This is a genomic window from Salmonella sp. 5800, assembly GCF_046558195.1.
Lineage (GTDB): Bacteria > Pseudomonadota > Gammaproteobacteria > Enterobacterales > Enterobacteriaceae > Salmonella > Salmonella enterica.
The window spans coordinates 248796-272808 of record NZ_JBGDOX010000007.1 but is presented as its reverse complement, the minus strand read 5'-3'; the positions used below and the strand labels follow the sequence as shown (position 1 = coordinate 272808).

Here is a 24013-nt window from a genome sequence, read left to right as displayed (position 1 = left end):
ATGTCCTGGCAAACACATACCGTTTTTAATCAACCAGCTCCGCTCAATAACAGCAACTTATTCCTGTCTGATGGCGCGCTGTGTGAAGCGGTTTCCCGGGAAGGCGCGGGATGGGATAGCGATCTTCTCGCCAGCATTGGCCAACAACTGGGAACGGCGGAATCACTGGAACTGGGGCGTCTGGCGAACGCGCATCCTCCTGAGTTGCTGCGTTACGATCCCCAGGGACAGCGCCTGGATGACGTTCGCTTTCACCCCGCCTGGCACCTGTTGATGCAGGGGCTTTGCGCTAATAGGGTACATAACCTGGCCTGGGAGGAAGAGGCAAGGGCGGGAAGTTTTGTCGCCCGGGCGGCGCGTTTTGTATTACATGCTCAGGTAGAAGCGGGAACACTCTGTCCTGTCACGATGACCTTTGCCGCGACGCCGTTGCTATTGCAGATGCTTCCCGCCACTTTCCATGACTGGCTGGCGCCGCTGCGCAGCGATCGCTACGATTCGCATTTGCTGCCGGGCGGGCAAAAACGGGGCCTGCTCATCGGCATGGGAATGACGGAAAAGCAGGGCGGATCTGACGTACTCAGTAATACGACCCACGCGGAGCGGCTGGCGGATGATTCATATCGGCTGGTGGGACATAAATGGTTTTTCTCTGTGCCGCAAAGTGATGCGCACCTTGTGCTGGCGCAGGCAAAAGGAGGACTATCCTGTTTCTTTGTGCCGCGTTTCCTGCCAGACGGGCAACGGAACTCTGTTCGTCTTGAGCGCCTGAAAGATAAACTCGGTAATCGATCTAATGCCAGCGCCGAGGTCGAGTTTCAGGATACCGTCGGCTGGCGGCTGGGAGAAGAGGGCGAAGGGATTCGGCATATCTTAAAGATGGGCGGTATGACGCGTCTTGATTGCGCGCTCGGGAGTCATGGCTTAATGCGGCGCGCATTTTCAGTCGCCATTTACCATGCTCATCAGCGTCAGGCTTTTGGTAAGCCGCTGATCGAACAACCGTTGATGCGACAAACCTTAAGTCGTATGGCGCTATGCCTGGAGGGGCAGACGGCGCTTTTGTTTCGGCTGGCGCGCGCCTGGGAGCAACGTCGCGAGGCGAAAGAGGCATTATGGGCGCGATTATTCACGCCAGCGGCGAAATTCGCCATCTGTAAGCAGGGAATCCCTTTTGTGGCTGAGGCGATGGAGGTTCTCGGCGGGATGGGGTATTGCGAAGAGAGCGAACTCCCGCGCCTGTACCGTGAAATGCCGGTGAACAGTATCTGGGAAGGTTCCGGCAATATCATGTGTCTGGATGTACTTCGGGTGCTGACAAAACAACACGGCGTCGATGACGTATTGAGTGAAGCTTTTGCGGAAGTCAAAGGTCAGGATCGCCATTACGACCGCGCGGTACGCCAGCTACAGCAACGTTTACGCAAACCGGACGAAGCAATGGGCAGAGAGATTACGCAGCAGCTTTTCTTGCTGGGATGCGGAGCGGAAATGCTGCGTCATGCCTCGCCGCCGCTGGCGCAAGCGTGGTGTCAGATGATGCTGGATACACGCGGCGAAATGCCGCTGTCTGCCCAGGTACAAAATGATTTACTGTTAAGGGCGACCGGGGGACTGCGGTAACGTTTGGCCTGTGGTACATGCCATCCGGCGCGAGCCACGCGGCATCAGGCATAGAGTATCGCCTGTACGCGCCAGTTATCCGACTGTTGTTCTTCATACATTTGAATAATTCTGTACCAGGACGCACCCTGTTCATCGGCTTTCAGGGCGATAATCCGCTCTACATCCTGTGGGTTTCCTGCAACATTACTGACCGAGATCAGGCCGATTTCATTCAGACCCGTTACGCAGTCAGCACTGGCGAATTCGGCAGACTGTGCCGTCGTACTCACCAGTCCGGCAGAAAGCAGCAGTGAGGATAAGGCAAGTTCTTGTTTCATCGTCAGCTCCTTATTACATACCCCGCATTTAACAGGACGCTCCATCACGGTAAACCTGTTTGTTTATTGTGCACAGGTAAACGCATAGGGACGCAAAGCAATGTAAAACTGACTAAAAATCAATCTACTGTTATTGACGATACAAAATGGCTTGTGAATACCACTGGCCGGTTACAACCGTTTCATCAACCATTAAGATAACGTAATAATCGGCTTTCGCAGCGACGGCTTTCGCTCTGATTTCATCTATTGCATCATCCGGGGAGCCCCGAACCAGCGCGCTTACGGTCCCCATCCGCTGTAGTCCTTGCGTTTGATCGCGACGGATTTCCTGCGGGTGATCGGCGACAGGCGGTGCAGGTTGCGGCGTACCCTGCAGCACGCTACACGCGCTTAATAACAGCGCTGCTATCAATGAAGCAAACCGACGCATAACTCTATCTCGTTTCCTGATAATCATAGTGTAATGCCTTATTGATTTCCCTTTAGGGGGAATGTTCCCGAAGTGTTACCTGTCACGCGATTTTCGAATGAAAACGTTGCGAAAGCGTAACCCAGTTCTCAAACATTATGAATTATTGCGCTATCCATAAACTTGCGTTAAGTATTTCTCCGTGGCATACCGGATAAAAAGGAGAGAATAATGATAGCGATTGAAACACGACAATTAGCCGGAGGCGTCGTACTACATGCCTTCCCGGAAGGGAAACGCACCGTGCCGCTTCCCTGTGTGGTGTTCTATCATGGCTTCACCTCCTCCAGCCTGGTTTATAGTTATTTTGCCGTTGCCCTGGCACAGTCAGGATTCCGGGTAGTCATGCCGGATGCGCCGGAGCATGGCGCTCGCTTCGGCGGCGACTCACAGGGACGGATACACCGATTCTGGCAGATTCTGCACCAAAACATGCAGGAATTTACGACGTTACGTGCGGCGATTCAGGCGGAAAATTGGCTACTTGACGGGCGGTTAGCGGTGGGCGGCGCATCCATGGGCGGTATGACGGCGCTGGGCATTATGACGCGTCACCAAGAGGTAAAATGCGGGGCCAGTTTAATGGGGTCGGGCTATTTTACCGGGCTCGCCCGGACGCTTTTCCCGCCGTTATCCCCGCAGAACCCGGTACAGCAGGCGGAATTCGACAATATCATCGCGCCGCTACGTGAATGGGAAGTCACACACCAGTTAGAGCGACTGGCCGACAGGCCGCTTCTGTTGTGGCATGGTCAGGAGGATGACGTGGTGCCTGCTATCGAAACCTTCCGGCTCCAGCAGGCACTCGCCGGGGCGAAGCTGGATAAGCATGTGACCTGTTTATGGGCCGCAGGCGTGCGGCATCGCATTACGCCAGAAGCGTTGTCGGCGACGGTAGCGTTTTTCCGACAGCATCTTTAAACGCGGAGTATGCTTACACCCTGGGCTTCAAGCTGTTGCAAAACCTGCGGATTGGCATTTTTGCCGGTAATCAGCATAGCGATCTGATCGGCGCGGCTGAACAGCATTCCCGCGCGCTCGCCAATTTTACTGCTATCGACCAGCGCGACCAGTTTCCCGACGACGCTGAGCATTTTTTGTTCCGCCATGGCGGTTAGCATATCGGTTTTGTACAGGCCATCCGCGGTTAAGCCCTTTCCGCTGGTAAACATCCAGTGGCCAGCATAGAGACTGTTTTCACTTCCTTGCGGGCTCAGGGTAATCGACTGGCTTTTGTTGTACTGACCCCCCATGATAATCACGCTTTCATGCTCTTGATCGATCAGATAATTCGCCAGCGGCAGATAGTTGGTAATGATCTGTACCGGCTTCCCGCACATTTCGCGCCCCAGCAGGAAAGCGGTGGAGCCGCAGTTAATCACTACGCTCTCACCCGGGTTTACCAGCTGCGACGCCGCTTTCGCGATGCGTACTTTTTCATCGTGGTTTTGCGCCTGGTGCAGATTCATCGGCGTCCAGCGGGGCCGTTGTTGGGTAATGGCCTCTGCGCCGTTGCGCACTTTTTTAAGTTTCCCGCTTTCGTCGAGCTTGTTGATGTCGCGGCGCGCTGTCGCCGGGGAGATCCCCAGACGCTCAATCACGTTTTCGACGGTAACAAAGCCCAACTGTGCCAGCATATCCAGCAGTATTTGATGTCTTTGTGCTTCAGTCATGAGCTATTCCGATACAAATTGATTTGAAAAGATGATATTTGAAATAGCCTGGAAATACTAAAGTAAATGGAAAAAATGCCGGGTAATCCCGGCATGATATCGACTCACAGGAAGGATTTGAACGGTAGATCGGGTTCAATGGTAAAGCAATCGTCAAACCCACGCGGATAGTGGTATTCGAAATTGTCTTTATCCAGCGGCCAGGTAAACTTGCCGCCAACCTGCCAGATAAACGGTTTAAAACCATACTTCAGGCGATCTTTCTTCATTTCCCATAGCACGCGGATCTCTTGCGGATCGGCCTGGAAGTTCGACCAGATATCGTGATGGAACGGGATCACCACTTTGGTATTCAGCGATTCCGCCATGCGTAAAATATCCGCGCTGGTCATTTTGTCCGTAATACCGCGTGGGTTTTCACCGTAAGAACCGAGCGCGACATCAATTTGATGTTCGTTGCCGTGTTTCGCGTAGTAGTTGGAATAGTGAGAATCGCCGCTGTGATAGAGATTGCCGCCCGGCGTTTTAAACAGATAGTTAACCGCGCGTACATCCATGCCGTCCGGCAGTACGCCAGCGGCTTTCTGATCGGCAGGCAGGGTGATTAATGCGGTACGGTCAAAGGCATCAAGCGCATGAATTTCAATATCTTTCACTTTCACGACATCGCCCGGTTTTACCACGATGCAGCGTTCTTTCGGCACGCCCCAGCCAACCCATAAATCCACGCAGGTCTGCGGGCCGATAAACGGAACATCATCGGCGCAATTCTGCATTACGGCAGCCGCGACATTGACGTCAATATGATCGTTATGGTCGTGGGTCGCCAGTACGGCGTCAATCTGACGGATAGCGAAAGGATCGAGAACAAACGGCGTGGTGCGCAGGTTAGGCTGTAATTTTTTGACGCCAGCCATACGCTGCATCTGATGGCCGGTTTTCATCAACGGGTTACCGTGGCTCTGTTTACCGGTACCGCACCAGAAATCGACGCATACGTTAGTGCCGCCTTCAGATTTTAGCCAGATACCGGTACAGCCCAGCCACCACATAGCGAACGTACCCGGCGCGACCTGCTCTTGCTCAATCTCTTCGTTCAGCCAGCTTCCCCACTCCGGAAACGTGCTCAGAATCCATGATTCACGCGTGATGCTTTGTACTTTACTCATCGCATTTACCTTCATGTTTGTTCAAAATAGTTCAAAACGTGATTTGTTTTGATTAATCCTGACACTATTTTCTCAAGAAGGCAATGGGCTATTTTTTGACTTTTGGGTAGGGGAGAACGCAGCCAGAAGAAAACTTAATCTTTTCTGGCGTCATGGGGATGTATTCATCTTTATGATTTTACTTATTTTAATGAAGAAATGAGTTATTTATAAGTAAACCATGTATTAAGTGTGCTAATTATTTGCGCGCTACGTCACATTTAATCAAATTCAATCTTGTTGTGATTACTTTTGAAAATTACAGTGGAGGGACATTATTCTGAGCGCCTGCGACTCAGCAACCTTGTCTACCGGAGATCGTTATGGAGATCCTCTACAACATCTTTACCATTTTTTTTAATCAGGTAATGACCAATGCCCCGCTATTACTGGGTATTGTGACCTGCCTGGGCTATATCCTGCTGCGTAAAAGCGTCAGCGTGATCATCAAAGGGACGATCAAAACCATCATTGGCTTCATGCTGCTACAGGCCGGGTCCGGCATTCTGACCAGCACCTTTAAACCGGTGGTGGCGAAAATGTCTGAGGTTTACGGCATCAACGGCGCGATTTCCGATACCTATGCTTCGATGATGGCAACGATCGAGCGGATGGGTGATGCGTATAGTTGGGTAGGCTACGCGGTGTTGCTCGCGCTGGCGCTGAATATTTGTTACGTCTTGTTGCGACGCATTACCGGTATTCGCACCATCATGTTGACCGGGCACATCATGTTCCAGCAGGCGGGGCTGATTGCGGTCTCTTTCTATATCTTCGGCTATTCCATGTGGACCACCATTATCTGCACGGCGATACTGGTTTCCCTGTACTGGGGTATTACCTCCAACATGATGTACAAGCCGACTCAGGAAGTGACGGACGGCTGCGGTTTCTCCATCGGTCACCAGCAGCAGTTTGCTTCCTGGATTGCCTATAAAGTCGCGCCGTTCCTGGGCAAAAAAGAGGAGAGCGTTGAAGATCTCAAACTGCCGGGCTGGCTGAACATTTTCCACGACAACATCGTCTCCACGGCGATTGTAATGACCATCTTCTTTGGTGCCATTCTGCTCTCCTTCGGTATCGACACCGTGCAGGCGATGGCGGGCAAAGTGCACTGGACGGTCTACATCCTGCAAACCGGTTTCTCCTTTGCGGTGGCGATTTTCATTATTACTCAGGGCGTGCGTATGTTTGTCGCCGAGCTCTCTGAGGCCTTTAACGGTATCTCCCAGCGTCTGATTCCGGGCGCAGTACTGGCGATTGACTGTGCGGCTATTTATAGCTTCGCGCCTAACGCGGTGGTCTGGGGCTTTATGTGGGGCACCATCGGCCAGCTGATTGCGGTTGGCATCCTGGTTGCCTGCGGCTCCTCGATCCTGATTATTCCTGGCTTTATCCCGATGTTCTTCTCTAACGCCACTATCGGCGTGTTCGCTAACCACTTCGGCGGCTGGCGTGCGGCGCTGAAGATTTGTCTGGTGATGGGGATGATCGAAATCTTTGGTTGCGTCTGGGCGGTGAAACTCACGGGGATGAGCGCCTGGATGGGTATGGCGGACTGGTCGATTCTGGCACCGCCGATGATGCAGGGCTTCTTCTCCCTCGGTATCGCCTTTATGGCCGTCATCATTGTAATTGCACTGGCTTATATGTTCTTCGCTGGCCGCGCACTGCGCGCAGAAGAAGATGCAGAAAAACAACTGGCAGAACAGTCTGCTTAATAAGGAGTTTTGATTATGACCGTACGTATTCTGGCTGTGTGTGGCAACGGACAGGGCAGTTCCATGATCATGAAAATGAAAGTGGACCAGTTTTTAACCCAATCAAACATTGACCACACGGTAAACAGCTGCGCGGTTGGCGAGTACAAAAGCGAGTTGAGCGGCGCGGATATCATCATCGCTTCTACCCATATTGCAGGCGAAATCAGCGTGACCGGCAACAAATATGTGGTTGGCGTGCGCAACATGCTGTCGCCTGCGGATTTTGGCCCGAAACTGCTGGAAGTGATCAAAGAACATTTCCCGCAAGACGTGAAGTAAGGATGCAACATGAAATTACGTGATTCACTGGCGGAGAATAATTCTATCCGCCTGCAGGCTGAAGCGAATACCTGGCAGGAAGCCGTCAAGATCGGCGTCGATTTACTGGTGGCTGCCGACGTGGTAGAGCCGCGCTATTACCAGGCGATTCTGGATGGCGTTGAGCAGTTTGGCCCCTATTTTGTGATTGCCCCCGGCCTGGCGATGCCGCATGGCCGCCCGGAAGAAGGGGTGAAGAAAACCGGTTTTTCGCTGGTGACCCTGAAAAAGCCGCTGGAGTTCAACCACGAAGATAACGACCCGGTCGATATTCTGATCACCATGGCGGCGGTTGATGCCAACACTCACCAGGAAGTGGGCATCATGCAGATCGTCAACCTGTTTGAAGACGAAGCTAATTTTGACCGTTTACGCGCCTGCCGCACCGCGCAGGAAGTCCTGGATCTCATTGACCGCACCAACGCGGCAGCTTAAGAAGGAATTAAAAATGTCATTACCAATGTTGCAGGTCGCGCTGGACAACCAGACTATGGATAGCGCCTATGAAACCACTCGCCTGATTGCCGAAGAAGTCGACATTATCGAAGTGGGCACCATTCTGTGCGTGGGCGAAGGCGTGCGTGCGGTTCGCGATCTGAAAGCGCTCTATCCGCACAAAATCGTGCTGGCGGACGCCAAAATTGCCGATGCCGGTAAGATCCTCTCCCGTATGTGTTTCGAAGCCAATGCGGACTGGGTGACGGTCATTTGCTGTGCGGATATCAACACCGCAAAAGGCGCGCTGGATGTGGCAAAAGAGTTTAACGGCGACGTGCAGATCGAACTGACCGGTTACTGGACCTGGGAACAGGCGCAGCAGTGGCGCGATGCGGGCATTCAGCAAGTGGTTTATCACCGCAGCCGTGACGCGCAGGCCGCAGGCGTGGCGTGGGGCGAGGCGGATATTACCGCGATTAAGCGGCTCTCCGATATGGGCTTTAAAGTGACCGTGACCGGCGGACTAGCGCTGGAAGACCTGCCGCTGTTCAAAGGCATTCCGATCCATGTCTTTATCGCGGGGCGTAGCATTCGCGATGCCGAATCGCCGGTAGAAGCCGCACGGCAGTTCAAACGCTCCATTGCCCAACTGTGGGGCTAAGGAGCGGCTATGCTGTCGAAACAAATTCCGCTCGGCATCTATGAAAAAGCGCTCCCTGCCGGGGAGTGCTGGCTGGAGCGCCTGCGGCTGGCGAAAACGCTGGGTTTTGACTTCGTTGAAATGTCGGTGGACGAGACCGACGCCCGACTGGCGCGGCTCGACTGGAGTCGCGAGCAGCGCCTGGCGCTGGTGAGCGCGGTTGCTGAAACCGGCGTGCGCGTGCCGTCCATGTGTCTGAGCGCGCATCGTCGTTTTCCGCTCGGTAGCGAAGATGACGCGGTACGGGCGCAGGGGCTGGAGATTATGCGTAAAGCGATTCAGTTTGCGCAGGACGTCGGGATTCGCGTCATTCAACTGGCGGGGTACGACGTTTACTATCAGCAGGCCAATGACGAAACGCGTTGCCGCTTCCGCGATGGGTTAAAAGAGAGCGTTGATATGGCCAGCCGCGCCCAGGTGACGCTGGCGATGGAGATCATGGATTACCCATTGATGAATTCCATCAGTAAAGCGCTGGGCTATGCTCACTACCTCAATAACCCGTGGTTCCAGCTCTATCCGGATATCGGCAATCTGTCTGCCTGGGATAACGACGTACAGATGGAGCTACAGGCGGGAATCGGGCATATCGTCGCGGTACACGTCAAAGATACTAAACCCGGCGTGTTCAAAAATGTGCCGTTTGGCGAAGGCGTTGTCGATTTCGAACGCTGCTTCGAAACGCTCAAACAGAGTGGCTATTGCGGGCCCTATCTGATTGAGATGTGGAGCGAAACAGCAGAGAACCCGGCGGCAGAGGTAGCGAAAGCGCGTGACTGGGTGAAAGCGCGCATGGCCAGCGCCGGTCTGGTGGAGGCAGCCTAATGCAAAAGCTCAAGCAGCAGGTATTTGACGCTAACATGGATTTGCCCCGTTATGGACTGGTGACGTTTACCTGGGGCAACGTCAGCGCTATCGATCGCGAACGCGGATTGGTGGTGATTAAGCCAAGCGGTGTCGCCTATGAAACCATGAAGGTAGATGACATGGTGGTGGTGGATATGGATGGCAAAGTGGTGGAGGGACGTTATCGTCCTTCTTCCGATACCGCTACCCATCTGGCGCTGTATCAACGCTATCCGTCGCTTGGCGGCGTCGTTCATACCCACTCCACCCACGCCACGGCATGGGCGCAGGCGGGGATGGCTATTCCAGCGCTCGGCACCACGCACGCGGACTATTTCTTTGGCGATATTCCTTGTACCAGGGCGTTAAGCGAAGAAGAAGTGCAGGGCGAGTACGAGCTGAACACCGGTAAGGTGATCATCGAAACGCTGGGCGAGGTGGAACCGCTGCATACGCCAGGTATTGTCGTGTATCAACACGGGCCGTTCGCCTGGGGGAAAGATGCGCACGATGCGGTACATAACGCAGTGGTGATGGAAGAGGTGGCGAAGATGGCGTGGATTGCGCGCGGCATTAACCCTGGCCTCAACCCCATCGACGATTATCTGATGAACAAGCACTTCATGCGTAAGCATGGCCCGAATGCGTATTACGGGCAGAAGTAAAACAACGCTCCGGGATCCTATCCCTCAGGGATGTAATTGGTCAGATTCCGGAGCTTCTTTCATAACACTCTATAGAATCATACTATTGTGTCTATCAACGGATTGTTTGTTAAAACTGACCCACAGCGGCGTCGGTATGGAGTAGCTGCGTTAATTGGTTTTGCAGCGGGTATTATTTCAGCATTTGTAAAATGGGGCGCGGAAGTTCCTTTACCGCCGCGAACGTTTTCCGGCGGGCGCGATGAGTTTAATCCACCGTATATTTTTTTGCGGGATTATTTAGGCATTGACCCAACACAAACGGTTTATACCTTTTCTGAGCATGTTATTAACCCTGTGATGGTAACTCACATTATCTTTTCGCTGGTATTCGCAATAGGTTACTGCGTCGTCGCGGAAATTTTCCCGAAAGTTAAATTATGGCAGGGGATACTGGCGGGGCTGATTGTTACGGTTGTCGTGCATGGCATATTCTGCCCGGCGCTGAACTTAACGCCTCCGCTTACACAACTTCCTTTTGACGAGTACGCTTCTGAAATTCTGGGACATGTATTTTGGTTTTGGGTGATTGAGTTAATGCGCCGCGATCTGCGAAACCGCATAACGCATGAGCCGGATGCCGAAGTGCCATTAACAACCCGATAAGCGAAAAAAAATGCCCCCTGACCAGGGGGCAAAACTATGGCATTTTCCTGATACTAGCGATAAATCTCCGCGCTGGCATGCATGTTGCCGTTACTACCGGGCTCCCGTAACAAAATCGGGTGGTAGTACATTGCGCCTCGCGCATTAGTTTCTTCTTTCAGCGCCTGGCGGGCCTCGCTTTCAGTCGCGAAATTATGGTTTATGTAAATCACGCCTAAGCTCTGTATATCGTCCATATTTCTGGCCTGACGATTATCAATTTCAATGGCTGCCATTGTATTTACGCTGAGCAAAAATCCAGCCAGAAGGGGGAAAATACGGAAGAACATAGTGACCTCCTCGGCGGCGGTTGCTGACCTGGCCCTGCCTCCTTTTTTGTGAACCTCTGATGTTATTTTAATCGCTACCAGCAGGAGCGATAGCGACCATTTCTGATGCAGTTGTTCAAAAAATTACCGCATTTCCCGCTGATGCCTGATAAATCGTCAACTCGCTAGCTGTTATGGTGGTTAACAGGTCGGTATCTCATCCTTAATCTTTTACATTTCAGAACTGATCGGCAGGCACATAAATAATCGAACTATTGCCTTGAGTTTCGCCGGGCGTGTCAGTATTATAACGCGTCATTTTTCAGCCGACCTTTAACACGTTCCTTGCCTCCATGGGCCGCGGCTGACCCAGACAGGAGGCTGAATAATCCGTAAGGAGCAATTCGATGCGTCATTACGAAATCGTTTTTATGGTCCATCCTGACCAGAGCGAACAGGTTCCGGGTATGATCGAGCGTTACTCTGCCGCCATCACTGGCGCAGAAGGCAAGATCCACCGTCTGGAAGACTGGGGCCGCCGTCAGCTGGCTTACCCGATCAACAAACTGCACAAAGCGCACTATGTTCTGATGAACGTTGAAGCGCCGCAGGAAGTGATCGATGAGCTGGAAACTACCTTCCGCTTCAACGATGCCGTTATCCGCAGCATGGTTATGCGTACTAAGCACGCTGTTACCGAAGCCTCTCCGATGGTTAAAGCGAAAGACGAGCGCCGTGAGCGTCGCGATGATTTCGCTAACGAAACCGCAGATGATGCTGAAGCTGGGGATTCTGAAGAGTAATTTCTGATGACCAACCGTCTGGCGTTGTCCGGCACTGTGTGCAGGGCCCCCCTTCGAAAGGTCAGTCCATCAGGAATTCCGCATTGCCAGTTCGTGCTTGAGCATCGTTCTGTGCAAGAGGAAGCCGGCTTTCACCGGCAGGCGTGGTGCCAAATGCCCGTTATTGTTAGCGGACACGAAAACCAGGCCATTACTCACAGTATAACGGTCGGCAGCCGCATAACCGTTCAGGGGTTTATTTCTTGCCACAAGGCAAAGAACGGTCTGAGCAAAATGGTTCTGCATGCCGAGCAGATTGAATTGATAGATTCTGGAGACTAGCCATATGGCACGTTATTTCCGTCGTCGCAAGTTCTGCCGTTTCACCGCGGAAGGCGTTCAAGAGATCGACTATAAAGATATCGCTACGCTGAAAAACTACATCACCGAAAGCGGTAAGATTGTCCCAAGCCGTATCACCGGTACCCGTGCAAAATACCAGCGTCAGCTGGCTCGCGCTATCAAACGCGCTCGCTACCTGTCTCTGCTGCCGTACACTGATCGCCATCAGTAATCGGTCACGGTCCATTAATACGACTTTGAGAGGATAAGGTAATGCAAGTTATTCTGCTTGATAAAGTAGCAAACCTGGGTAGCCTGGGTGATCAGGTTAACGTTAAAGCGGGCTATGCTCGTAACTTCCTGGTACCACAGGGTAAAGCTGTTCCGGCTACCAAGAAAAACGTTGAATACTTCGAAGCACGTCGCGCTGAACTGGAAGCTAAACTGGCTGACGTTCTGGCTGCTGCAAATGCACGCGCAGAGAAAATCAACGCCCTGGAAACCGTTACTATCGCGTCTAAAGCAGGCGACGAAGGTAAACTGTTCGGTTCCATCGGTACTCGCGACATCGCTGACGCTGTGACTGCAGCTGGCGTTGACGTGGCTAAGAGCGAAGTTCGTCTGCCGAACGGCGTTCTGCGTACCACTGGCGAACACGAAGTGAACTTCCAGGTTCACAGCGAAGTATTCGCGAAAGTTATCATCAACGTGGTTGCTGAGTAATCAGTCATTCTCGTTTTTGCTAGCAACGAAACGTCGGCCCTGCGCCGACGTTTTGCTTTTTTAACCCCATCGCTTTTCGACTGGCTATCTCCCCCTCTTTTCGCGATAATCAAAAATAAAACATTATTTTAATTTCTTGGTGAAAGAATGGATACCCAACGCCAGGCCTCCCCGTTTGCCCGCAAAAACGTCGTTTATGTGTGTGCCGCATTTTGTTGCCTGCTATGGGGCAGCGCTTATCCAGCCATCAAAAGCGGTTATGACCTCTTTCAGATAGCCACCGACGATATCCCTTCTAAAATTGTTTTTGCTGGTTATCGTTTTTTGTTTGCGGGTGTGTTGCTGCTACTGTTCGCGCTGCTTCAGCGTAAACCGATTGGTCGGTTTCGTCCGCGCCAGTTTGCTCAGTTAACGTTACTGGGGCTGACTCAGACGTCGCTGCAATATCTCTTTTTCTATATCGGCCTTGCGTTCACCTCCGGCGTGAAAGGCTCAATCATGAACGCGACAGGCACATTCTTCAGCGTATTGCTGGCGCACTTTATTTATCAGAACGACCGATTGAGCTACAACAAAACGCTCGGCTGTATTCTGGGCTTTGCGGGCGTCATGGTGGTGAACGTCAGCAACGGCCTGGATTTCAGCTTTAATCTGCCGGGAGAAGGCTCCGTGGTGCTGGCGGCGTTTATTCTTTCTGCGGCCACGTTGTATGGCAAACGTCTCTCGCAGACGGTCGATCCGATGGTCATGACTGGCTATCAATTGGGGATTGGCGGTCTGGTACTGGTCATTGGCGGTTACGTTTTTGGCGGTACGCTGACGATACATGGCTTCTCGTCGGTGGCGATTTTAGTCTACCTGACGCTGCTCTCGTCGGTCGCTTTTGCGCTATGGAGCATTTTACTCAAATATAATCGCGTGGGGATGATTGCGCCGTTTAACTTTCTGATCCCGGTTTCCGGCGCGGCTCTTTCGGCTATTTTTCTCGGCGAGAATATATTGGAGTGGAAATACATGATTGCGCTGGTGCTGGTATGTTCGGGGATCTGGTGGGTGAATAAGGTGAAGCGGTAATGCTTCACCTGAACGAATAGGGTATAGGCGGGGTAAGGCGCAGCCGGCGTTACTGTGCGCGAATAAAACTGCCGTCAGGCTGACGCGTAAACAGCACCTGTTGACCGTTATCGCCATCTATCGTTAAACCTGTCACCACCCCGCTGGCATTCTGGCGAATTTTAATCATTTGACCATTTTTGAGGTTACTCAGCGGTTTGCCAGCGCCTTCTACCTGCGCCATTGCATAAACGTCTGTCGGGGGCAGTCCGTGGTCACGGAACAGTTGCGCCAGAGTTTTACCAGACTCTACCCGGTACGAGCGCCACTGTTGACCGATGCCGCTATCCTGCTGGAAAGGCTGCGTTTGCGGCTGGTTTTGTTCTTCCGGCTGGCCTTCCTGGATAGGTTCCGGCGCAACGGGCGCCACCTGATCCGGATCGTTTTGCGGCGCGACCAGCTGCGCCTGAAGCTGGGCCTCTGTCGGCGGCTGTGATTGCGATTGCAGATCCAATTGCGCTTCCCGCGTGACGACAGGCGAGTCGCTGGTCTCGCTGGCGGGCAGCAGGAAGCCGATCACCAGCACGATAGCGGCAATGATAATGCCACGACGATGCATAGGCGGCAGCGGCTCCATGATGCGAAAATTATCCGGCGCGTGCCAGATTTTCGCCAGGGTTGGTTTTAATTCAAAGCGCCCGGGCATGGTTTACCTCCTGCTCCGCATCTCGTTCCTTAATCATAGAGTATAGATGGCTAACGCTATGATACTGGTAGTGCTATCCGCTTTCGTGACATCAATACGGATAATCTATTGTTTCTTTTTCCCTGCGATTTGTCATCCTCCCTGAGACAAAGTTTTACCAGAAGAAGCGTGGCTGTTATGCTGCCCGCTACTTTTTTGATATCCGATGAAGGAAAAATAATGGCCACCCCGACTTTTGACACTATTGAAGCGCAAGCGAGCTACGGCATTGGTTTGCAGGTAGGGCAGCAGCTCAGCGAATCCGGTCTTGAAGGGCTGTTGCCTGAAGCGCTGGTTGCAGGCATTGCTGATGCGCTGGAAGGTAAACACCCGGCGGTTCCTGTTGATGTGGTGCATCGTGCGCTGCGTGAAATTCATGAGCGTGCGGACGCGGTGCGTCGTGAGCGTTTCAAAGCGATGGCGGCTGAAGGCGTGAAATACCTGGAAGAAAACCGCGAAAAAGACGGTGTGAACAGTACTGAATCTGGTTTACAGTTCCGCGTTCTGACGCAGGGCGAAGGCGCGATTCCGGCGCGTACCGACCGCGTACGCGTGCATTACACCGGTAAGCTTATTGATGGCACCGTATTTGACAGCTCCGTCGCGCGCGGCGAGCCGGCTGAATTCCCGGTAAATGGCGTGATCGCCGGCTGGATTGAAGCGCTGACTCTGATGCCGGTAGGTTCCAAATGGGAACTGACTATCCCACAGGAGCTGGCCTATGGCGAGCGTGGGGCCGGGGCATCTATTCCGCCATTCAGCACCCTGGTGTTTGAGGTGGAACTGCTGGAAATTCTGTAAGCGCCCCGGGTTTGCCGGATGACGGCGTAAACGTCTTATCCGGCAACCCTGACTTCAGCAGATGCCAATATTTTATTTTGCAAATGGCGTCGTTACGTGTATTTTTGTGAGCTAATTCGCATTATCAAAGTGATATAACACTCATTTTAAACATAAAATTAACATTGTATTTGAATCTTAGTATTCATCCCGCCGATTCTTACCTAATATCGATGAGTCCTGACAACAGGATCGTCGTATCATAGACCAAAGGCCGTAGAGCCCGCACAACACAGACAGGTACAGGAAGAAAAACATGGTAGATCAGGTAAAAGTCGCAGCCGACGAACAGGCTCCGGCTGAACAGTCGCTACGGCGCAATCTTACAAACCGTCATATACAGCTTATCGCTATTGGCGGCGCTATTGGTACCGGTCTGTTTATGGGATCGGGTAAAACGATCAGCCTCGCCGGACCGTCGATCATTTTTGTGTATATGATCATCGGTTTTATGCTTTTTTTCGTGATGCGCGCCATGGGGGAATTGCTGCTCTCGAATCTGGAATATAAATCGTTTAGCGATTTTGCTTCCGACCTGCTTGGCCCCTGGGCGGGATATTTCACCGGCTGGACGTACTGGTTTTGCTGGGTAGTGACCGGTATGGCTGACGTGGTGGCGATTACCGCCTACGCGCAGTTCTGGTTTCCCGGCCTTTCCGATTGGGTCGCCTCGCTGGCGGTAGTGATCCTGCTGCTAAGCCTCAACCTCGCCACCGTTAAAATGTTTGGTGAAATGGAATTTTGGTTTGCTATGGTCAAAATCGTCGCCATTGTGGCGTTGATTGTGGTCGGGCTGGTCATGATTGCGATGCACTTTAAATCGCCGACCGGCGTTGAAGCGTCTTTCGCGCATCTGTGGAATGACGGCGGCTGGTTCCCGAAAGGTATTAGCGGGTTCTTTGCCGGTTTCCAGATTGCGGTATTCGCCTTCGTGGGCATTGAGCTGGTCGGTACTACCGCCGCAGAAACTAAAGATCCGGAAAAATCGCTGCCGCGCGCGATTAACTCAATACCGATCCGTATCATCATGTTCTACGTCTTTGCGCTGATTGTCATTATGTCGGTGACGCCGTGGAGTTCCGTGGTGCCGGATAAGAGCCCGTTTGTTGAGCTGTTTGTACTGGTGGGTCTGCCTGCCGCCGCGAGCGTGATCAACTTTGTCGTGCTGACCTCGGCGGCGTCTTCCGCCAACAGCGGCGTCTTCTCGACCAGCCGTATGCTGTTTGGCCTGGCGCAAGAAGGCGTGGCGCCAAAAGCGTTCGCTAAGCTATCAAAACGCGCGGTACCGGCGAAAGGCCTGACCTTCTCCTGTATCTGCCTGCTGGGCGGCGTGGTTATGCTGATGGTCAACCCGAGCGTGATTGGCGCATTCACCATGATCACTACGGTTTCGGCTATCCTGTTTATGTTTGTCTGGACCATCATTCTGTGTTCATACCTGGTGTACCGCAAAAAGCGCCCCCACTTGCATGAAAAATCCATCTATAAGATGCCGCTCGGTAAGCTGATGTGCTGGGTCTGTATGGCGTTCTTTGCGTTCGTGCTGGTATTACTGACGCTGGAAGACGATACGCGCCAGGCGCTGATCGTGACGCCGCTGTGGTTTATCGCGTTGGGTCTGGGCTGGCTGTTGATAGGTAAGAAACGGATGGCGGGAATGCGTTAATTGTTTTGCCCGGTGGCGCTGGCGCTTACCGGGCTTACAGCGTAGCGTTGATTTGGAGGCCGGATAAGGCGCCGTTTACAGCCGCCATCCGGCAAAATGCCCGGCTGGCGATTATTCCCCGGCCAGCGCGCGTGGGAACAGCACGTTATTCTCCAGGCTGATGTGCTCCATCAGATCATCAATCATCTCATTAATGCCGTTATACATCGCTTTCCAGGTGGTGCAGGCTTCTGGCGGCGGCGTTACATTTTGGGTGACGTGTTTGATGACGTCTACCAGCTCTCCCGCCTCGTCATGCTCGCTTTCCATTACGCTTATCGGGCCCGTTGCCTGGCGACCCATACCCTGTTTGATCATTGGGAACAGGATCTGTTCTTCTTTCATCATATGGCTGGAAAGCTCTTCATGCAGCGCGGTGAGATATTTTGTCAGGCCGCGTGGGACGTTTGGCTTATCCGCGTGAACGCGTTCCACTTTGGTTGCCTGCAGGATAAGCTCCGGCAGTTGTTCGCGGTGTCGGTCATGATAGCGCACAACGATATGGTCAATAATGTCCGCCAGCGGAACAGCGCGCCAGTCTTTTTCGATGGGCTGTTCAGCCAATTGCGCCAGTTGTGCTTCAATGATGTCAATATCGACGTCGTGACGCGCGGCGGCGCGCGCCAGCGTCTGTTTTCCGCCGCAGCAGTAATCCATATCGTACTGGCGAAACAGCGCCGATGCGCGGGGAATAGAGAGCGCCAGTTCGCCTAAAGGTTGATCGCGATAAGCCATAGCCGTTACCTCATTTGCAACAATATAAGTTGTATTTTAGATGCATCTTTAAGGCGAGGCTATAACTCTTTCGGGGTGCGTATAATTTAAGCCAGGATGAGATTAGCGTTCCGTGACCGGAACGACGGTCGCTTTTTCCGGTTTCGCTCTCACGGCAATGACCACGCCCGCCACCAGGAGCGCAATGCCGCTTAACGTCAGGAATGGCGGGATTTCCTGGCGCAGAATGAAGGTATAGAGCAGTCCCGCCAACGTCTCAAAAACAATGAGCGGCCCTAAAATAACGGTTGGCAATTTTTGGCTGGCGATATTCCAGCACAGCGCGCCCACCCAGGAACACAGCACCGCGATGGCGATCATCAGACCGATAAATAGCGCGGGATGCGGGCCAAAGGGCAGGGTAAACAGCGGTTTCTGGATACTCAGCCACAGACAGACCGCCGCGTAGCCGATTAACGAGACCGGCAGCGTAACCAGCGCCTGCGCCGTTGCCCACATCATGGGATGTTTGTCGGGATTTTCCCGCAGCCAGCGGGCGTTGCGCAGCGCATACCATGCCCAGCACGCTACGGAAATCAGCGCCAGCACAATGCCTGAACCATAGCGCCAGCCGCTAACATCGGACAATCCCTGACTAAGTTCAGCAATATTGACGCACAGCAGGCCAAAACCGATAAGCGCCAGCGCGGGCGCTAAACGCCGCCAGGATAATCTGCCGTCTCGTTGGCTATAGAGAACGTTAGCGAAAAGCGGAATGACGACCGGCAATGTCCCGATGATCATCGTCGAAACCGGCGCGCCGGTTCGCTGAATGGCGCTGGCGAGGCAGGCGTAATAGATTACATTGCCCATCAGAGTCAGCGACAGGGCGGTGGACCAGTCTTTGCGCGTCAACTGGCGTAACCGCGTGCGGCCTAACCAGGCAATCGGCAGGGCAATCAGCCCCAGCGCCAGATAGCGTCCCATTGACTGTAAGAGGGCCGGGTAATCCGGCACGATTAACGGGCCGACGAAAATCAATCCCCACATTAGCCCTGCCAGCAGGGCGTATAGCACGCCGCTAATCATCAGATTCTCCTCATAAACCGTTCCGTCATTATCAGAGAAGGTCTATGAGGATGCCACATAAATTAACTAAATTTTAACACTTACAGTACGGAGCGAAGGCTTTCTGTGAGCGTCGTCGTCGGGCGACCGATGAGTTTACGCAGCGTATGGCTGTCATCAAACAAGCCGCCTTTCGCCGCGCCAGCGTCAGAATTGGCTAACATATCCGCCAGTCCGTCAGGCAGGCCTGCGCCTTTCAGCGCGGCGGCAAAATCGACTTCACTCAGGTTCTGGTAGACGATTTTTTTTCCGCTCTGATGAGTAAGTTCATCCGCCAACTGGCTTAATGTCCAGGCGTCATCACCCGCCAGTTCGTAGACATTCCCGGCGTGACCCTCTTCACGGATGACGCGCGCGGCGGCGGCGGCGTAGTCAGCGCGCATTGCGGAGGCGATTTTCCCTTCTCCCGCTGCGCCAATAAAGACGCCATGCTTCAGCGCGGCAGGGACGCTCGCCAGGTAGTTTTCCGTATACCAGCCGTTACGTAATAGCGTGTGAGAAATACCTGACTCAGCCAGCATTTTTTCCGTTTCAATATGTTCATCGGCGAGCGCCAGCGGCGATTTATCCGCATGTAGCAGGCTGGTATAGGCGATGAATTTCACCTTCGCGGCAATGGCGGCCTGAATGACGTTGCGGTGCTGCGCGGTGCGTTGTCCCACTTCGCTGGATGAAATGAGCAGCAGTTTATCAACGCCCTGTAAGGCGGTGGTCAGCGCGGCTTCGTTAGCGTAATCCGCCTGGCGAACGGCAATCCCGCGCTGACTGAGCGGGGCGGCTTTTTTCGGGTTACGGACGATCGCGACGAGGTGGCTGGCGGGCATCGTTTTTAGCAGGTTTTCAATAACGTGTTGGCCCAGTTGGCCTGTTGCGCCAGTGATAGCAATCATGGTGAACTCCTCAGTGTTGGTCTTGTGTTTTATTACGCTACCACCTAAACTTACTTTTAGTAAGTACGTACAAAAAGGTAAGTATCAATGCGCGCTCATACTCTTTCCCGGCAGCTGCGTGAAGGCAATCTCTTTGCTGAACAGTGCCCGTCCCGTGAGGTGTTAAAACATGTCACCAGTCGCTGGGGCGTACTGATTCTGGTCGCGTTACGCGACGGTACACACCGTTTTAGCGACCTGCGCCGCAAGATGGGAGGCGTGAGTGAAAAGATGCTGGCGCAGTCGTTACAGGCGCTTGAACAGGACGGATTTCTCAACCGGGTGTCATATCCAGTTGTTCCGCCACATGTGGAGTACAGCCTGACGCCGCTTGGCGAGCAGGTGAGTGATAAAGTCGCCGCGCTGGCGGACTGGATAGAACTGAATTTGCCGCAGGTATTGGCGCAGCGGGAGCGTTTATCAGATGGCGGCTAGCGCTTTATTCGGCCTGCCAGTCAGGCCGAATAAACGCAGCGCCATACGGGACACACGTTACTTGCTTAAATCCACCTGATAAATGGCAAAACCGATATCATCGACGGCAACCTTCTTCATCGGATACTGCCCTTTCGCTTTAATGAAGGCAGCGGCTTTATCGCCTGGCGATGTTTCAAAGCGGATATCCAGCGCCGTATCGCTGTGGATTGGCGCCAGACGCCAGTTATTATCCGCCGCCGGATGGATTTCGCCCGCGCGTTTTGACTCTGCGCCAATCCATGCCGCCAGCACGGCGCGATTTTCATCCGGAGACGCAAAGGCGATATGGCTGTCGCCCGTGCCGGCAAACTTGCCGCCGTAAGCGCGATAGTTATTCGTGGCGACCAGGAACGTAGCGTTCGGGTCGACAGGCTTACCGTTAAAGGTCAGGTTTTTAATACGTTCCGCCTGCGGATTCACCATCTGGCATTCGCCATCATAGCGGGCGGGCTGTGACACATCGATTTGATAATTCACGCCGTCAATGACATCGAAATTATAGGTGCGAAAGCCATCCCAATTGATCAACGATTGCGGTTTGTTGCTGTGAATATCAATCTGATTAAATTGTCCGGCAGAACATTCCAGCCACTCTTTTACCTCCTTGCCGCTGGCTTTCACCACCACCAGCGTATTCGGATAGAGATAAAGATCGGCGGCGTTACGGAAGGTCAACTGGCCTTTTTCCACTTCGACAAAGCTGGCAGGATCGTTCTTACGCCCGCCAACTTTAAACGGCGCGGCGGCGGACAGCACCGGCAGTTTCGCCAGATCCGGATCGCCCTGAATAAAGTGTTCCACATACGCTTTTTGCGCGTTATTCACCACCTGTACGGTAGGATCGTCCTGCACCAGAGCAAGATAACTGTACATATTATCGGCGGACTTGCCGATGGGCTTGCTGACAAACTCGCGGGTGGCATCGTGATCGGCTTTCAGAATACCGACCAGCTTACTGTCTTCCGCTGCCAGCGACTTTTTAGCGGCGGCGTCATAGATAGGCCGCGCTTCCGCTTTCGCCTGCGTAACCTGCCATTTGCCGCTGTCGTTATTGAGCACCAGATCGACCACTCCCAGATGGTCGCCCCACATGCCAGGCATTACCGCAGGAATGCCGTTAAGCGTACCTTTGGCGATATCCGCGCCTTTGATGTCGGCAAAATCTTTACCGGGGAAGACGGCATGGGCGTGGCCAAACATAATCGCGTCGACGCCGGGAACTTCGCTGAGGTAATAAACCGAGTTTTCCGCCATGCTGTGGTACGGATCGGCAGAAAGGCCTGAATGAGCAATGACTACCACGATATCAGCGCCTTTCTCGCGCATTTCGGGCACATATTTCCGGGCGGTTTCCGTAATGTCATTGACGGTAACTTTGCCGCTCAGATTCGCTTTATCCCAAATCATGATTTGCGGCGGAACAAAGCCGATATAGCCGATTTTCAGAGTTTGCGGGTTGCCGTCTTTATCAATAACGCTCGTCTCTTTAATCAGATAAGGCGTAAAGAGCGGCTTTTGGGTTTTAACGTCGATAATATTGGCGTTAACATAAGGGAATTTCGCGCCAGCCAGCGCGTTATGCAGATAGTCCAGACCATAATTAAACTCATGGTTGCCGAGGTTTCCAACCGCGTAATCCAGAGTGTTGAGCGCTTTATAGACCGGGTGAATATCACCGTCTTTGAGCCCTTTTGCCGCCATATAATCGCCCAGAGGGCTCCCCTGAATCAGGTCGCCGTTATCCACCAGCACGCTGTTTTTGACTTCATTTCGGGCGGCATGAATCAAACTTGCGGTACGTACCAATCCGAATTTTTCGGTTGCGGTATCCTTGTAATAATCGAAATCCATCATGTTGCTATGTAAATCAGTAGTTTCCATGATACGGAGATCGACGGTGGCCGCATTCACGCTGGCGGCGATCAGCGTAGCCAGAAGCGTTGCACTAAACTTAATCATCAGAGGCACCTTTTAAGAACGCAATAGAAAAGCCGGATAGTGAAAAATAGCGATGATAAACAGTGAAACCCGATATCGTTCCGACCGTCGCCAGAAGAAGGCGAAACCGCCCCATCCGGCCGATTTTTTGCGAGTGTTCACAGAAGGGTGAATCATGCCATGAAAGGTATTATCAAAACCGCAGACGGTATCACAGTTGGCGGAACCCTTAACGATCGGGTATAAGTAAAACAACGAGTTAACGCCCCTGTCATAAAGAGGTGGAGAATGTTAGAACAAGTATGCCAGCTTGCACGGAACGCGGGCGATGCCATTATGCAGGTTTATGATGGAGCCAAACCGATGGAGTACGCCCGCAAGCAGGACGATTCTCCAGTCACTGCGGCGGATATCGCTGCACATACCGTGATTCTCGAAGGGTTACGCACGCTCACGCCGGATATTCCGGTGCTTTCAGAAGAAGATCCGCCCGCCTGGGAAGTGCGCCAGCACTGGCAGCGCTACTGGCTGGTCGATCCGCTCGACGGCACCAAAGAGTTCATCAAGCGCAATGGCGAATTCACGGTCAATATCGCGCTGATTGAGCAGGGCAAGCCGGTGTTGGGCGTTGTCTATGCGCCGGTGCTGAAAGTGATGTACTACGCGGCGGAAGGTAAGGCCTGGAAAGAGGAGTGCGGGGTGCGTAAGCAGATTCAGGTCCGGGATGCCCGCCCGCCGCTGGTGGTGATTAGCCGTTCGCATACGGATGATGAGCTCACCGAATATCTCCAACAGCTTGGCGAACATCAGACAACCTCTATTGGTTCTTCGCTGAAATTCTGTCTTGTGGCGGAAGGCCAGGCGCAGCTTTACCCCCGATTTGGGCCGACCAGCGTCTGGGACACTGCCGCAGGTCATGCCATTGCCGTTGCAGCCGGGGCACACGTTCACGACTGGCAGGGAAAAACGCTGGACTATACCCCTCGTGAATCGTTCCTTAACCCCGGCTTCCGGGTGACTATTTACTGAGGAGCTTATGCAGCAGGTCGACCACCTGCTGTACCTCTTGCTGGGTTAACGCGCCATCTTTCACCCATTGAACCCGACCGTCTTTGTCAAGCACGATGACGGCGGACCCCTCTTCTTTTAATTGCCAGGCGTTACGCGCCACGCCATTGCTGTCGACAATAAATTGCGACCACGGATAGAGCTTTTTATTACTTTCTATACTGCTACGCACGAACATACCGGAGCCTGGGATCGCATCATCAGTGTTCACAATTGTGGTCGTCTGGTATCTGTCATGCGGGAGCTTGGCTGATTTAATCGCTTCAATCAGCGTGGCGTTTTTTTCCTTCGCTGACGTTCGACCCGCAATGTGCAGCAGGACGCGCACTTTTCCCGCCAGCTGCGCGCTATTCCAGTTTTTATAACTAAACTCATCTTTATTCAACGTCAGTTCGCCACGATCGGCAATGCCTACCGGCGGCACCCGTTGGTTAACTTCAAGGTTATGCGCACAAGCCATTATGGGGAGTAGCAGACACGACATCGCCAGAATTTTACGTAGGGTCATGGTCATTCCTTCTTTATTTTTTGCAGGTGATCCGACCACTTTAGGCCGATAGTTAATCATATGTGCGATTGATGCTTTTTCC

The 24013-nt window shown here is 53.0% G+C and carries 29 protein-coding genes; 18 read left to right on the top strand and 11 right to left on the bottom strand.

All coding sequences use genetic code 11. The features are described 5' to 3' along the window. Positions 1-1623 carry an isovaleryl-CoA dehydrogenase gene (locus ACLJZ5_RS15215; protein WP_024797778.1) on the top strand — a complete coding sequence of 541 codons (1623 nt, stop codon included), beginning with the start codon at positions 1-3 and terminating at the stop codon, positions 1621-1623. 44 nt (positions 1624-1667) lie between these two features. On the opposite strand, the gene yjfN is transcribed toward ACLJZ5_RS15215, so the two are convergent. Beyond that, on the bottom strand, positions 1668-1943 hold the full coding sequence (yjfN, locus tag ACLJZ5_RS15210) for a DUF1471 family protease activator YjfN (protein ID WP_001518964.1): 276 nt from the start codon (positions 1941-1943) through the stop codon (positions 1668-1670). 130 nt (positions 1944-2073) lie between these two features. Further along, entirely contained in the window at positions 2074-2403 is a 330-nt protein-coding gene (gene bsmA / locus ACLJZ5_RS15205; RefSeq protein WP_000586836.1) for a biofilm peroxide resistance protein BsmA, read from the bottom strand. Positions 2404-2586: 183 nt separating this feature from the next. Between bsmA and yjfP the strand changes: the two genes are divergently transcribed. After that, entirely contained in the window at positions 2587-3336 is a 750-nt protein-coding gene (gene yjfP, locus ACLJZ5_RS15200) for an esterase (RefSeq protein ID WP_024797777.1), read from the top strand. Here the strand turns inward: yjfP and ulaR are convergent. Continuing rightward, positions 3333-4088: an HTH-type transcriptional regulator UlaR gene (ulaR, locus tag ACLJZ5_RS15195; protein WP_000133620.1), complete on the bottom strand. Its 756-nt coding sequence runs from the start codon at positions 4086-4088 to the stop codon at positions 3333-3335. The genes yjfP and ulaR overlap by 4 nt on opposite strands. 104 nt (positions 4089-4192) lie before the next feature. Beyond that, on the bottom strand, positions 4193-5257 hold the full coding sequence (gene ulaG / locus ACLJZ5_RS15190) for an L-ascorbate 6-phosphate lactonase (protein WP_000049161.1): 1065 nt from the start codon (positions 5255-5257) through the stop codon (positions 4193-4195). Between the two features lie 362 nt (positions 5258-5619). On the opposite strand from ulaG, the gene ulaA reads away from it, so the two are divergent. The 7 genes from ulaA (at position 5620) to ACLJZ5_RS15155 (ending at position 10671) form a co-directional block, all read left to right on the top strand. Continuing rightward, positions 5620-7017 carry a PTS ascorbate transporter subunit IIC gene (gene ulaA, locus ACLJZ5_RS15185; protein WP_000404876.1) on the top strand — a complete coding sequence of 466 codons (1398 nt, stop codon included), beginning with the start codon at positions 5620-5622 and terminating at the stop codon, positions 7015-7017. Positions 7018-7032: 15 nt separating this feature from the next. After that, positions 7033-7338, top strand: coding sequence for a PTS ascorbate transporter subunit IIB (ulaB, locus tag ACLJZ5_RS15180; RefSeq protein WP_000218358.1), 306 nt, complete (start codon positions 7033-7035; stop codon positions 7336-7338). Positions 7339-7347: 9 nt separating this feature from the next. Continuing rightward, positions 7348-7812, top strand: a complete 465-nt coding sequence (ulaC, locus tag ACLJZ5_RS15175) for a PTS ascorbate transporter subunit IIA (protein ID WP_000776531.1) — start codon at positions 7348-7350, stop codon at positions 7810-7812. Between the two features lie 13 nt (positions 7813-7825). Continuing rightward, positions 7826-8476, top strand: a complete 651-nt coding sequence (ulaD, locus tag ACLJZ5_RS15170; RefSeq protein WP_000056761.1) for a 3-keto-L-gulonate-6-phosphate decarboxylase UlaD — start codon at positions 7826-7828, stop codon at positions 8474-8476. 9 nt (positions 8477-8485) lie between these two features. Beyond that, positions 8486-9340 carry an L-ribulose-5-phosphate 3-epimerase UlaE gene (gene ulaE / locus ACLJZ5_RS15165; protein WP_000949530.1) on the top strand — a complete coding sequence of 285 codons (855 nt, stop codon included), beginning with the start codon at positions 8486-8488 and terminating at the stop codon, positions 9338-9340. Continuing rightward, positions 9340-10026 carry an L-ribulose-5-phosphate 4-epimerase gene (locus tag ACLJZ5_RS15160; RefSeq protein WP_024797776.1) on the top strand — a complete coding sequence of 229 codons (687 nt, stop codon included), beginning with the start codon at positions 9340-9342 and terminating at the stop codon, positions 10024-10026. Before ulaE ends, ACLJZ5_RS15160 begins: the two co-directional genes overlap by 1 nt. Positions 10027-10113: 87 nt before the next feature. Next, a complete protein-coding gene (locus ACLJZ5_RS15155; protein WP_000026294.1) occupies positions 10114-10671 on the top strand; it encodes a YagU family protein in 558 nt (185 codons plus the stop codon). A gap of 53 nt (positions 10672-10724) precedes the next feature. Here the strand turns inward: ACLJZ5_RS15155 and yjfY are convergent, their stop codons facing one another. Beyond that, positions 10725-11000 carry a DUF1471 family protein YjfY gene (gene yjfY, locus ACLJZ5_RS15150; protein WP_023217933.1) on the bottom strand — a complete coding sequence of 92 codons (276 nt, stop codon included), beginning with the start codon at positions 10998-11000 and terminating at the stop codon, positions 10725-10727. 386 nt (positions 11001-11386) lie between these two features. On the opposite strand from yjfY, the gene rpsF reads away from it, so the two are divergent. The 5 genes from rpsF to ACLJZ5_RS15125 all read left to right on the top strand — a co-directional run bounded on the left by rpsF (position 11387) and on the right by ACLJZ5_RS15125 (position 13900). Continuing rightward, positions 11387-11782, top strand: a complete 396-nt coding sequence (gene rpsF, locus ACLJZ5_RS15145) for a 30S ribosomal protein S6 (protein WP_001216673.1) — start codon at positions 11387-11389, stop codon at positions 11780-11782. Between the two features lie 6 nt (positions 11783-11788). After that, positions 11789-12103 carry a primosomal replication protein N gene (gene priB, locus ACLJZ5_RS15140; protein ID WP_001519453.1) on the top strand — a complete coding sequence of 105 codons (315 nt, stop codon included), beginning with the start codon at positions 11789-11791 and terminating at the stop codon, positions 12101-12103. 4 nt (positions 12104-12107) lie between these two features. After that, on the top strand, positions 12108-12335 hold the full coding sequence (gene rpsR / locus ACLJZ5_RS15135; RefSeq protein WP_000135199.1) for a 30S ribosomal protein S18: 228 nt from the start codon (positions 12108-12110) through the stop codon (positions 12333-12335). Between the two features lie 41 nt (positions 12336-12376). Then, on the top strand, positions 12377-12826 hold the full coding sequence (rplI, locus tag ACLJZ5_RS15130; protein WP_001196065.1) for a 50S ribosomal protein L9: 450 nt from the start codon (positions 12377-12379) through the stop codon (positions 12824-12826). A 147-nt stretch (positions 12827-12973) separates the two neighbouring features. Next, positions 12974-13900 (top strand): DMT family transporter, encoded by a 927-nt coding sequence (locus tag ACLJZ5_RS15125; RefSeq protein WP_024797775.1) that lies wholly within the window; start codon positions 12974-12976, stop codon positions 13898-13900. Positions 13901-13949: 49 nt separating this feature from the next. Here the strand turns inward: ACLJZ5_RS15125 and ACLJZ5_RS15120 are convergent, their stop codons facing one another. Further along, the gene (locus ACLJZ5_RS15120) at positions 13950-14585 is read right to left on the bottom strand and encodes an OapA family protein (protein ID WP_001119448.1); all 636 of its coding nucleotides are present in this window, start codon (positions 14583-14585) and stop codon (positions 13950-13952) included. 219 nt (positions 14586-14804) lie between these two features. On the opposite strand from ACLJZ5_RS15120, the gene fklB reads away from it, so the two are divergent. Both fklB and cycA read left to right on the top strand, forming a co-directional pair. Continuing rightward, positions 14805-15425 carry an FKBP-type peptidyl-prolyl cis-trans isomerase gene (fklB, locus tag ACLJZ5_RS15115; RefSeq protein ID WP_000235161.1) on the top strand — a complete coding sequence of 207 codons (621 nt, stop codon included), beginning with the start codon at positions 14805-14807 and terminating at the stop codon, positions 15423-15425. A gap of 295 nt (positions 15426-15720) precedes the next feature. Beyond that, a complete protein-coding gene (cycA, locus tag ACLJZ5_RS15110) occupies positions 15721-17130 on the top strand; it encodes a D-serine/D-alanine/glycine transporter (RefSeq protein ID WP_000228322.1) in 1410 nt (469 codons plus the stop codon). A gap of 111 nt (positions 17131-17241) precedes the next feature. Here the strand turns inward: cycA and ytfE are convergent, their stop codons facing one another. The 3 genes from ytfE to ACLJZ5_RS15095 all read right to left on the bottom strand — a co-directional run bounded on the left by ytfE (position 17242) and on the right by ACLJZ5_RS15095 (position 19901). Continuing rightward, positions 17242-17904 carry an iron-sulfur cluster repair protein YtfE gene (ytfE, locus tag ACLJZ5_RS15105; protein WP_000331471.1) on the bottom strand — a complete coding sequence of 221 codons (663 nt, stop codon included), beginning with the start codon at positions 17902-17904 and terminating at the stop codon, positions 17242-17244. A gap of 102 nt (positions 17905-18006) precedes the next feature. Next, positions 18007-18972, bottom strand: a complete 966-nt coding sequence (locus tag ACLJZ5_RS15100; RefSeq protein ID WP_000623290.1) for a DMT family transporter — start codon at positions 18970-18972, stop codon at positions 18007-18009. 80 nt (positions 18973-19052) lie between these two features. Further along, positions 19053-19901 (bottom strand): SDR family oxidoreductase, encoded by an 849-nt coding sequence (locus ACLJZ5_RS15095; RefSeq protein ID WP_024797774.1) that lies wholly within the window; start codon positions 19899-19901, stop codon positions 19053-19055. Between the two features lie 87 nt (positions 19902-19988). Between ACLJZ5_RS15095 and ACLJZ5_RS15090 the strand changes: the two genes are divergently transcribed. After that, positions 19989-20375 carry a winged helix-turn-helix transcriptional regulator gene (locus tag ACLJZ5_RS15090; RefSeq protein WP_001201297.1) on the top strand — a complete coding sequence of 129 codons (387 nt, stop codon included), beginning with the start codon at positions 19989-19991 and terminating at the stop codon, positions 20373-20375. A 57-nt stretch (positions 20376-20432) separates the two neighbouring features. On the opposite strand, the gene ACLJZ5_RS15085 is transcribed toward ACLJZ5_RS15090, so the two are convergent. After that, positions 20433-22376 (bottom strand): bifunctional 2',3'-cyclic-nucleotide 2'-phosphodiesterase/3'-nucleotidase, encoded by a 1944-nt coding sequence (locus ACLJZ5_RS15085; protein ID WP_000589377.1) that lies wholly within the window; start codon positions 22374-22376, stop codon positions 20433-20435. A gap of 267 nt (positions 22377-22643) precedes the next feature. Here ACLJZ5_RS15085 and cysQ point away from each other — a divergent pair, with 267 nt between their 5' ends. Next, positions 22644-23384, top strand: a complete 741-nt coding sequence (cysQ, locus tag ACLJZ5_RS15080; protein WP_000893398.1) for a 3'(2'),5'-bisphosphate nucleotidase CysQ — start codon at positions 22644-22646, stop codon at positions 23382-23384. On the opposite strand, the gene ACLJZ5_RS15075 is transcribed toward cysQ, so the two are convergent. Beyond that, positions 23374-23931 (bottom strand): YtfJ family protein, encoded by a 558-nt coding sequence (locus ACLJZ5_RS15075; RefSeq protein ID WP_000175305.1) that lies wholly within the window; start codon positions 23929-23931, stop codon positions 23374-23376. The genes cysQ and ACLJZ5_RS15075 overlap by 11 nt on opposite strands. Positions 23932-24013 lie beyond the last annotated feature (82 nt).